This is a genomic window from Streptomyces cahuitamycinicus, assembly GCF_002891435.1.
Taxonomy (GTDB): domain Bacteria; phylum Actinomycetota; class Actinomycetes; order Streptomycetales; family Streptomycetaceae; genus Streptomyces; species Streptomyces cahuitamycinicus.
The window spans coordinates 1-9,504 of sequence record NZ_POUC01000322.1 but is presented as its reverse complement, the minus strand read 5'-3'; the positions used below and the strand labels follow the sequence as shown (position 1 = coordinate 9,504).

At 69.4% G+C, this 9,504-nt stretch carries 12 protein-coding genes; 7 read left to right on the top strand and 5 right to left on the bottom strand.

What is annotated here, in order from left to right; all coding sequences use genetic code 11:
- On the bottom strand, nt 1–261 hold a 261-nt coding region (locus C1J00_RS45995; protein ID WP_219728384.1), incomplete at its 3' end, for a hypothetical protein.
- Nucleotides 262–298: 37 nt separating this feature from the next.
- Here C1J00_RS45995 and C1J00_RS31395 point away from each other — a divergent pair.
- Nucleotides 299–517 (top strand): DUF397 domain-containing protein, encoded by a 219-nt coding sequence (locus tag C1J00_RS31395; protein WP_180989763.1) that lies wholly within the window; start codon nt 299–301, stop codon nt 515–517.
- Nucleotides 518–608: 91 nt separating this feature from the next.
- Here C1J00_RS31395 and C1J00_RS31390 read toward each other — a convergent pair whose 3' ends face one another.
- Nucleotides 609–1,103: an ATP-binding protein gene (locus C1J00_RS31390; protein WP_245936580.1), complete on the bottom strand. Its 495-nt coding sequence runs from the start codon at nt 1,101–1,103 to the stop codon at nt 609–611.
- A 351-nt stretch (nt 1,104–1,454) separates the two neighbouring features.
- Between C1J00_RS31390 and C1J00_RS31380 the strand changes: the two genes are divergently transcribed.
- The 6 genes from C1J00_RS31380 to C1J00_RS31355 all read left to right on the top strand — a co-directional run bounded on the left by C1J00_RS31380 (nt 1,455) and on the right by C1J00_RS31355 (nt 6,942).
- Nucleotides 1,455–2,291, top strand: a complete 837-nt coding sequence (locus C1J00_RS31380; RefSeq protein WP_500691493.1) for a Sco1979 family transcriptional regulator — start codon at nt 1,455–1,457, stop codon at nt 2,289–2,291.
- 96 nt (nt 2,292–2,387) lie between these two features.
- Nucleotides 2,388–3,851 carry an aldehyde dehydrogenase family protein gene (locus tag C1J00_RS31375; protein WP_102912368.1) on the top strand — a complete coding sequence of 488 codons (1,464 nt, stop codon included), beginning with the start codon at nt 2,388–2,390 and terminating at the stop codon, nt 3,849–3,851.
- 105 nt (nt 3,852–3,956) lie between these two features.
- Nucleotides 3,957–4,508, top strand: coding sequence for a DinB family protein (locus C1J00_RS31370; RefSeq protein ID WP_102912367.1), 552 nt, complete (start codon nt 3,957–3,959; stop codon nt 4,506–4,508).
- Nucleotides 4,509–4,518: 10 nt separating this feature from the next.
- Nucleotides 4,519–5,160: a PadR family transcriptional regulator gene (locus tag C1J00_RS31365; RefSeq protein ID WP_102912366.1), complete on the top strand. Its 642-nt coding sequence runs from the start codon at nt 4,519–4,521 to the stop codon at nt 5,158–5,160.
- Nucleotides 5,161–5,233: 73 nt separating this feature from the next.
- Nucleotides 5,234–6,184 carry an ATP-binding cassette domain-containing protein gene (locus tag C1J00_RS31360; protein ID WP_102912365.1) on the top strand — a complete coding sequence of 317 codons (951 nt, stop codon included), beginning with the start codon at nt 5,234–5,236 and terminating at the stop codon, nt 6,182–6,184.
- On the top strand, nt 6,181–6,942 hold the full coding sequence (locus tag C1J00_RS31355) for an ABC transporter permease (protein ID WP_180989762.1): 762 nt from the start codon (nt 6,181–6,183) through the stop codon (nt 6,940–6,942). The genes C1J00_RS31360 and C1J00_RS31355 overlap by 4 nt, the downstream gene beginning before the upstream one ends.
- An 11-nt stretch (nt 6,943–6,953) precedes the next feature.
- Here the strand turns inward: C1J00_RS31355 and C1J00_RS31350 are convergent, their stop codons facing one another.
- The 3 genes from C1J00_RS31350 to C1J00_RS31340 form a co-directional block, all read right to left on the bottom strand.
- Nucleotides 6,954–7,763, bottom strand: a complete 810-nt coding sequence (locus C1J00_RS31350) for an HNH endonuclease family protein (protein WP_146046288.1) — start codon at nt 7,761–7,763, stop codon at nt 6,954–6,956.
- Nucleotides 7,760–9,139 carry an AAA family ATPase gene (locus tag C1J00_RS45575; protein ID WP_180989761.1) on the bottom strand — a complete coding sequence of 460 codons (1,380 nt, stop codon included), beginning with the start codon at nt 9,137–9,139 and terminating at the stop codon, nt 7,760–7,762. The genes C1J00_RS31350 and C1J00_RS45575 overlap by 4 nt, the downstream gene beginning before the upstream one ends.
- Nucleotides 9,140–9,183: 44 nt before the next feature.
- On the bottom strand, nt 9,184–9,504 hold a 321-nt coding region (locus tag C1J00_RS31340; RefSeq protein WP_102912363.1), incomplete at its 5' end, for a hypothetical protein.

Genomic DNA, 9,504 nt, shown 5'->3' with positions numbered 1-9,504 from the left:
GCCCCCCGCCTCACCGTCGAGCGGATGCTCCGCCTCCACCGGACCTCCGCCGAACCCGCCGACTTCCTCGCAGGCCACGGGGAACGAGAGGTGCGGCCAAGCCGTCAAACAGTCAAGAACTTCGGTAGAGCGGTCGGCACAGCTGTAATCGCGGGACCACCCCGCGTGCACGTGCATCTGCCCATGCATCTGCACATGAACAGGGCTATGATCCGGGTCAGTTGACCACTGCATCAATGGCCACACCAGCCAGTGCACCACCGGGGAGCGACCTGTGGACCACGACGCGTACAACGGTATGGAGGCCGCCGGGCTGCACGGTGTGGCCTGGCAGAAGAGCCGGCACAGCAACTCCCAGGGCTCGTGCGTGGAGTTCGCCCGGCTGCCGGGCGGAGACGTAGCCGTCCGCAACTCGCGCTTCCCCGACGGCCCGGCCCTGGTCTACACCCGTGCGGAGATCGAGGCCATGCTGCTGGGTGTGAAGGACGGCGAGTTCGACCACTTGGTGGGCGGCTGACGATCCGACAACCCCCGGTTAATCGGGACAATCGGCACTCATCGCGCGGTAACGCGCGTAGAACCGCGACGCGAGAAAGCGCCGCGGTTTCTCATTCCCCGTGGGGCCGCGAACCGGTGCGCGGCAGCCGGAACAGCGCCCAGACCACCTTGCCGTCGAGCGCCCCGGCGAGCGGATGCCAGCCCCAGCTGTCGCTGAAGGAGTCGACGAGGAACAGCCCGCGGCCCGACTCGGCCGAGAAGTCGTCGGTCTCCCGGGTCACCGGACTGTCGTGGCTGGGGTCGCGCACCGCGCACACCAGCCGCTCGGACCACCGCATGAGGTGCAGCCGTACGGGAGGCTCGCGGCCGTTGACGCACACGCCGTTCGCCGGCAGGCCGTGCCGCAGGGCGTTGGTGACGAGTTCCGAGACCACCAGGCAGACGTCGTCGAACCGGTCGCCCATGTCCCACTGGTCGAGGGTTCCGCGAGTGAACCGCCGTGCCTCGCGCACCGCTTCGTAACGGGCGGGCAGAGCGCAGGAGGCGGCGTCGGACACGGCCGCGGGATCCAGCGGCGGAAGGCCCTGCCGTAACGGCTCGAGCATGGTCGATCCATTCGTCCCCATGCGAGGCACTCCCGGAATTCGCGGTCGGTGCGATGCGGCGGTGGTGCGGGACCATGGTTTCGGATGCGTACAGCAGATGCAAGGGCAGATGCACGTGCAGGTGACCGGAATGAGCTGTCCCGTACCGCTTGTTGGCCAATTTTTCCGTCATCTTCGCGTCCCTCTTTGGCCGTTCATTTGCCTCCTTCTTACTCACACGCGCGAGCGTCGACCGTCTCGATTCCGTTTCCGTAACCGGACGAGTACTGCTCGGAGTGTTTTAGTGGCAGACTGCGGCCCCTGAAGACGTTGGGGAGGCTGGCGAACGTGAGCGCGGGAGAGCCGGGATCGGTGGTGCGGCGCATGCTGCTCGGATCACAACTCAGGCGACTGCGTGAGGCGCGGGGCATCACGCGCGAGGCGGCGGGCTACTCGATCCGCGCCTCCGAGTCGAAGATCAGCCGGATGGAGCTGGGCCGGGTGAGCTTCAAGACCAGAGACGTCGAGGACCTGCTGACCCTGTACGGCATCACGGACGAGCAGGAGCGCGCCTCCCTGTTGTCCCTGGCCAAAGAGGCCAACGTCGCGGGCTGGTGGCACAGTTACTCGGACGTGCTGCCCAGCTGGTTCCCGACCTACGTCGGCCTGGAGGGCGCCGCCTCGCTGATCCGGGCGTACGAGGTGCAGTTCGTGCACGGCCTGCTGCAGACCGAGGCGTACGCCCACGCGGTGGTCCGGCGCGGCATGCAGGGCGCGAGCGAGGCCGATGTGGAGCGCCGCGTGGCGCTGCGGCTGGAGCGCCAGAAGTACCTCGTCGACGAGCGCGCGCCCGACTTCCACATCATCCTGGACGAGGCCGCCCTGCGCCGCCCCTACGGCGACCGCGCGGTGATGCGGGGCCAGCTCCAGCACCTCATCGAGGTCTCCGAGCGGCCCAACGTGCGGCTTCAGGTGGTGCCGTTCAGTCTCGGCGGCCACTCCGGCGAAAGTGGCGCGTTCACGATCCTCAGCTTCCCGGAGTCCGACCTCTCGGACGTCGTCTATCTGGAGCAGCTCACCAGCGCGCTCTACCTGGACAAGGTCGAGGACGTCGCCCAGTACGAGAAGGCGCTCAAGGAGCTGCAGAGCGACAGCCCGGGCCCTTCGGAGAGCCGGGACCTTCTCAGGGGCCTCCTCCAGCTCTCCTGAGGTACTCCTCCAACTCCGCTGAAACACAAGTACGATGACGTGTGATCAGATCGTGAAGGCGCGATCAGAGGTCTGCCAGGGATCGAGGGATCACACATGTCGTCGTCCTACTTCACCGACCTTGCACAGCAGTACATCGACGGTGAGTGGCGCCCGGGTACCGGCTCCTGGGACATCATCGACTTCAATCCGTACGACGACGAGAAGCTGGCGTCGATCACCATAGCCACGGTCGACGAGGTCGATCAGGCGTACCGGGCGGCGGCCCGCGCCCAGAAGCAGTGGGCCGCGACCAACCCCTACGCCCGCCGGGCGGTCTTCGAGAGGGCGCTGCGCCTGATCGAGGAGCGCGAGGCCGAGATCTCCGAGGCCATCATCGCCGAGCTCGGCGGCACGCGTCTGAAGGCCGCGTTCGAGCTGCACCTCGCCAAGGAGTTCCTGCGCGAGGCGGTCCATCTGGCCCTGTCCCCCGAAGGCCGGATCATCCCCTCGCCGGTGGACGGCAAGGAGAATCGCGTCTACCGCGTGCCGGTCGGGGTCGTGGGCGTGATCAGCCCCTTCAACTTCCCCTTCCTGCTGTCGATCAAGTCCGTCGCCCCGGCGCTCGCGCTCGGCAATGCCGTGGTGCTCAAGCCGCACCAGAACACGCCGATCGTCGGCGGCTCCCTGGTCGCGAAGATCTTCGAGGACGCGGGGCTGCCCGGTGGACTGCTGAACGTGCTCATCACCGACATCGCCGAGATCGGCGACGCCTTCCTTGAGCACCCGGTCCCCAAGGTCATCTCCTTCACCGGCTCCGACGCGGTCGGCCGGCACGTGGCGACCGTCTGCGCCGCCCAGTTCAAGCGCTCCGTCCTCGAACTGGGCGGCAACAGCGCGCTGGTCGTCCTCGACGACGCCGACATCGACTACGCGGTCGACGCGGCCGTCTTCAGCCGGTACGTCCACCAGGGCCAGGTCTGCATGGCCGCCAACCGGGTCCTCGTCGACCGTTCGGTCGCGGACGAGTTCACCGAGAAGTTCGTCGCCAAGGTGAAGACCCTCAAGGCGGGCGACCCGCGCGACCCCGAGACCGTCATCGGCCCGGTCATCAACTCCTCGCAGGCGGACGCGGTCTCCGGCGTGGTCGAGCAGGCCCTCGCCGAGGGCGCCACGGCCCTGGTGCGCGGCGGACGGACCGACAACCTCGTCGAGCCGTCCGTGCTGACGGACCTCCCCGCCGACTCGGCGCTGCTCAAGCAGGAGGTCTTCGGGCCGGTCGCGTTCCTCGTCCCGTTCGACGGCGAGGACGAGGCCGTCCGCCTCGTCAACGACACCCCGTACGGCCTGAGCGGTGCCGTCCACACCGGGAACATCGAGCGCGGGGTCGCCTTCGCCAAGCAGATCGACACGGGCATGTTCCACGTGAACGACGGCACCGTGCACGACGAGCCGATCGTCCCGTTCGGCGGTGAGAAGCACTCGGGCATCGGCCGGCTCAACGGCGACACGATGCTGGACTCGTTCACCACGACCAAGTGGATCTCGGTACAGCACGGCCGGAGCGGGTTCCCGTTCTAGAGCTTTCCGGCGCCCGGGCCCTTGCGGACAGAACCTGACCGCAAGGGCCCGTAGTTTCGTCGGTGTCGGGGGAGAAGCCCCCGGATCCTGCGAAAGGCGGCGGTCATGGTCACTCACGTTCCCTCGGAGGCACACGGCGACGAGCGCGGAGCGCTGCTCTCCTTCATCGCCGAGCAGCGTGGCGGCATCCGGCGGGCGGTGCTGGGCCTCACGGACGAGCAGGCGTCCTCCCGCCCCAGTGCCAGCGAACTGTCCCTGGCCGGTCTGCTCAAGCACGTCGCCGAGATGGAGCAGGGGTGGATCGCCCGGGCCAAGGGCGAGCCCGCGGCCGTCCACCGGGACGAGTCCAACTGGCACGAGTGCTTCGTGCTGGTCGGTGCCGAGACCGTGGGGTCGCAGCTCGCGTACTACGAGAAGGTGGCCGCCGAGACGGAGGCCTTCATTCGCGCGGTGCCCAGCCTCGACGACACCTTCGAGCTGCCCGCGACGTCCTGGAACCCGAAGGACGAACAGCTCTCGATGCGCTGGCTGTGTCTGCACCTCATCCGCGAGACGGCCCGGCACGCCGGCCACGCCGACATCATCCGCGAGTCGCTGGACGGCCGGACGGCCTTCGAGCTGGTGGCCGAGGAACAGCGGGTGCCGACCGGGTCATAACCTTGGCCGCATGTCAGCGATCCGTCTCCTCGTGCTCGGCGCGGTCCGCATGCACGGCCGCGCCCACGGCTACCAGGTGCGCAACGACCTGGAGTACTGGGGCGCGCACGAGTGGTCCAGCGCCAAGCCCGGCTCGATCTACCACGCTCTGAAACAGATGGCGAAGCAGGGACTGCTGCACGCGCACGAGATCGCCCCGTCCACGGCCGGCGGCCCGCCGCGCACGGAGTACGAGATCACCGGGCAGGGCAGCGAGGAGTACTTCCGGCTGCTGCGGGACGCGCTGGTCACCTACGACCAGCGCGGGGACGTGAAGACGGCGGCCGTCGGCTTCGTCGTCGACCTGCCCCGGGCGGAGGCGGTCGCGCTGCTGAAGGAACGGACCCTGCGCATCGAGCAATGGCGGGCCTCCGTCCTGGAGCACTACGTGCCCGAGGAGGGCCCCGGGCAGCTCGGGCACATCGGCGAGATCATGAACATGTGGGTCCACACGGCCGACTCCGAGGCCGAGTGGACCCGCGGTCTCATCGAGCGCATCGAGGGCGGCGCCTACACCTTCGCCGACGAGGGCGACCCGTTCGTCGGGGTCCTGGCCCCGGACGAGGAGAACCCCCACGCGACGGGGGAGCGACATCCCGGGGACGACCACTAATCAAGTTTGACGAATGGCTCGGGCGGGGATACCTTCGAGCTTGTAGTCAAGTTTGACTAGAAGGGGAGGTCCGGTGGCCGACGCGGCGATCACCGTCGAAGGCGTGGAGAAGACGTATGGCGACAAGAAGGCGCTGAACGGGCTCGACCTCACGGTCGCGCGCGGCGCGGTGCACGGGATGCTCGGCCCGAACGGCGCGGGCAAGACCACCCTCGTGAGGGTCCTGTCCACCCTGCTGCGGCCCGACGCGGGCCGGGTCGAGGTGGCCGGGCACGACGTGGTGCGCGAGGCGTACGCCGTGCGGATGCGCATCGGCCTGCTCGGCCAGCACGCCGCGCTCGACGAGGAGCTCGGCGGCCGGCAGAACCTGGAGCTGTTCGGCCGGCTGCACCACCTGGGCGCCCGGCGGGCACGCGCGCGTGCGGACGAACTCCTGGAGCGCTTCGGCCTGGCCGACACCGGCCGCAAGGCGGTCCGGCAGTACAGCGGCGGCATGCGGCGCCGCCTGGACCTCGCCGCCTCGCTGATCACCGAGCCGCAGGTGCTGTTCCTCGACGAGCCCACCACCGGCCTAGACCCGCGCGGCCGCGCCGAGGTGTGGTCCTCCGTCCGCTCCCTGGTCGGCGGTGGCACCACCGTCCTGCTCACCACCCAGTACCTGGAGGAGGCCGACCAGCTCGCCGACCGCATCTCGGTCGTCGACGTCGGCCGGGTCATCGCCGAGGGCACGGCGGACGAGCTGAAGGCCGAGGCCGGCGGCGACCGCATCGACGTTGTCCTGCGCGAGGCGGGCCAACTGGGGGCGGCCGTCGCCCTGCTGCCCCTCACCGGGATCGGCGTCGACGCCGACCGCCGGCTGCTGAGCGCCCCGGTGACCGACCGTATGGAGGCACTCTCCGGGGTCGTACGGGCCCTCCACGAGGCCGGGATCGAGGCGGAGGACGTCGCACTGCGCCGCCCGACGCTGGACGAGGTGTTCCTGCACCTCACGGGAGACGACCGCCGAGTGAAGGAGACCGCGTGAGCGCCCACGCCCTGACCGACTCCTGGACCATGACCCGCCGGGAACTCGCCCGCTGGGGACGACAGCCCGTGCAGGTGGCCGTCAACCTGGCGTTCCCGGTGATGCTGCTGCTGATGTTCGGCTACCTCATCGGCGGCGGCCGCGGGGTGAGCGGCGAGTACCGCGACTACCTCATCCCCGGCATGCTCGCGCTCACCATGGCCTTCGGCCTGGAGGGCACGCTGCTCGCCGTCACGCAGGACCTGAACAAGGGCGTGATCGACCGGTTCCGCTCGATGCCGATGGCCAACGGCGCCGTGCTGGTGGGCCGTTCGGCCGCCGACATGCTCCAGTCGGCGATGGCCCTGGTCGTGCTCATCGGCGTGGGCATCGCCCTCGGCTGGCGGCCCGGCGGCGGTCCGCCGGCCCTCCTCGCAGCCGTGGGCCTGCTGCTCCTGTTCCGGTTCGCCATGCTGTGGATCGGCATCCACCTGGCCCTGGTGGCGGGCAGGCCGGAGATGGTCCAGGCCGTGCAGATCCTGGTCTGGCCGGTCGGCTTCCTCTCCAACGCGCTGGCCACCCCCGGCTCCATGCCCGGCTGGCTGGGCACGGTCGTCGAATGGAACCCGCTGTCCCACACGGCCACGGCCGCACGGGACCTGCTCGGCGTGCCCGGCGCGGAGTCCGGGCACGTGTGGCCGGCGATCATCTGGCCCCTGGCCCTGCTGGCGGTGTTCTTCCCGCTGGCGGTACGGCGATTCGGGCGCCTGAGTCGGTGAGTGCGGGGGATTCAGCCGTCCGCTCGTGAGGGGAGGAGGGCTGATGTCTCGGGCCGGGAGGGAGGCACAGTGGTGAGGAGGCGCCCTTTCGGCACCATGCCCCGTGAGGTGGTCAACCAGGCTTCCAGGGCCGTGATGAGTTCGTCGGAGTCCAGGAGCAGAGACGCGTGCGGCAGGTGGGCCATGTCCTCGATGGCCCGCAGTACGTCCGCGAAGGGCTCACGGTGCAGCGTGTGGACCCGGCGCTCCGCCCCGCCGGAGTCTCCGCCCACCACACACCGGTGCCAGCCGATCAGGACGTCGCAGCATTTGACGTACGCGTCCTGACGGCCGGAGACCAGCTCGAAGCGGTCGTTGAGACCGAAGACCCGCAGCGTCTCCCAACCCTTGCGGGTCTTCGCCTTGTACTCCCCGCTGGCCGGCAGGAGCGTGAGGTGGTCGAAGGGATCGTCCACGCTCGGATCGATCAGCAGACACTGTCCGAAGTCGTCACAGGGGTACTCCGTGCGCTTGTAGTTGCTGTTGCAGCGCGAGCACGCCAGCAGGTGGTTGTGCCAGCAGAAGGTGCGCAGGGGGCGCCGGGACTTGGGCTCGAAGTGGTCGATGTCCGTGCCGGTGCTGTTCAGGCAGTACATGCACCGCTCGACCCCCGGCGCCATGCGGAGCAGGAGCGCCCGGATGCCGTCCTTCTCGACCGTGCCCGCGCTCCACTGACTCTGGGCGGCCTTGCTGGTTGCCCCCAGCTTCCGGATCCGCTTCGTGCGGTCCGCGCACTGTCCCAACAGGTCGTCGTCTGCTTCCGGCCGTCGTAACGGAATCACTGGCCGCTCCCCAGCCGGGCCGCCACTTCCTGCACTCGGGCCGAACGGCTGCTGTTGAGCCGGGCGGCCAGCTCGCGGTAGGCCAGCGCTTCCTGCTCGCTGGCCTCACCCGAGAAGACCTTCTCCTCCAGGCGCACGAGCCTGCGGCGATCCTCCTCCGCCCGGCTCGAGTACGGCGTCTCCAGCCCGAACAGCTCGGAGAGCACCGCGTCCTCGCCGCTGCCGTACACGATCCTCCGGTACAGCGCGTCGTCCACGACCTCCGGACCGCCCTGTTCCTCAAGGCCGGGCAGCCGGATCAGCCCGCCGGGATCGGCGGCCTGGCAGATGTACGGACTGTGACTGGTGACGATGAACTGGATCCGGGGGAAGTGCGCGCGCAGCCAGTCGCCTATACGACGCTGCCATGTCACGTGGAGGTGGGCGTCCACCTCGTCGATGATCACCACGCCCGGCATCCGCACCACGGGGTGCCCGTCGTCGTCCAGGCCCGCGTCCAGCGTGCCGTATGCGTTCTGCACCTGCCGCACGATATCCAGGACGAGGGAGGCCACGACCCGGAAGCCGTCGCTCATCTCACGTAGGGGATAGGCACGCTCCCGGTCTCCGGCCGGGGCAACCCATAATCCGTCGGCGGTCACCCGCAGGGCGCGATAACCGTCCGGGAGCAGTCCGTCGGACAGTAACTGCATGACCGTTTCCAGCAGTTCGCCCGCGTCCCGCTGTTCCTCCAGGCTCCGGTGCCTGAGCTCCCGCAGCCAGGAGACCCCCTCGGCGAGCGACGCCTCCTCATGGAAGAGGGAGGCCATCCGGCCCGCCGGTCCTGGTGCGAGCATTAACTGCTGGGCCTGCCCGCTGCCCCCCGTCATCCGGCGGAAGGGGCCATAGGCGGCGCAGAACCAGCCCTGGGGACTGTGGGCCCAGGGGCCGCGTGCGGCGGTCCTGGTCGGGTCCTCCCCACCGCAGTCGGACGCCAGGTGCGGCTGCGGTGGAGCCCCGTAGCGCGGCAGATCCGGGGCGTCCTTGGACACCGTCCAGCGGAGCCCGAGGGTGAGGGGGACGCTGTACGGCACCGCGTCACGTCCTGTGAACCGGTCGACGGAGGGGTCGGGTTGTACGTACGCCCGAGACAATGCGGACCACTCGCCGGTGCTGATCCAGCCGCCGAAGTCCTGCACCAATGACCGTGCCACCTGCGGGCCCGCCAGAGACAGTGCCAGGGCGCGCAGCAACGTGGACTTGCCCGAGCCGTTGCGCCCGGCGATCACGGTCCAACCGCCGCCGTCCCGGGGTGCGGTCAAGGGGAGCTGGTGCTCTACGGCACGCGTGCCGGTGAAGCCTCTGACGTTCGACAAGCCGATTCCGGATACGTACATCTGACCCTCCCCTCAGCCCTCTGCCCCGGAGCCTGGCCAGCCTCTCACGACGAACCGACATCGGGGGAGGGGCCGCCGTCCGGGCCGGAACTCGTTTTGACATCCGTGTATACGAGAAGTCGGGCGCCCCTGCTCTCAGCGATGCGGCACACGTCGGTCAGGGCCTCGCTCATGCGGGCGAGGAGATAGCGGAGCTGGACAGCGGTCACGTGCTCGTCCTCGAGCATGTCGGCGAGGTGGGCGAGGAGACCGCCGGCCATGTCGAGTTGGACGCTCTCTACGGTGTCGGCAGCCCGGGACAGGCGTCCGCTGCCGTCGGTCAGGAGATAGCAGGGCTTGCCTTCGGGGCTCGCCCAGGGCAGGAG

Bases quoted from the DNA above. Each gene is read 5' to 3' on its own strand.
- C1J00_RS31395 (WP_180989763.1), top strand. From the start codon at position 299: ATGGAGGCCGCCGGGCTGCACGGTGTGGCCTGGCAGAAGAGCCGGCAC.
- C1J00_RS31390 (WP_245936580.1), bottom strand. From the start codon at position 1,103: ATGCTCGAGCCGTTACGGCAGGGCCTTCCGCCGCTGGATCCCGCGGCC.
- C1J00_RS31375 (WP_102912368.1), top strand. From the start codon at position 2,388: ATGTCGTCGTCCTACTTCACCGACCTTGCACAGCAGTACATCGACGGT.
- C1J00_RS31370 (WP_102912367.1), top strand. From the start codon at position 3,957: ATGGTCACTCACGTTCCCTCGGAGGCACACGGCGACGAGCGCGGAGCG.
- C1J00_RS31365 (WP_102912366.1), top strand. From the start codon at position 4,519: ATGTCAGCGATCCGTCTCCTCGTGCTCGGCGCGGTCCGCATGCACGGC.
- C1J00_RS45575 (WP_180989761.1), bottom strand. From the start codon at position 9,139: ATGTACGTATCCGGAATCGGCTTGTCGAACGTCAGAGGCTTCACCGGC.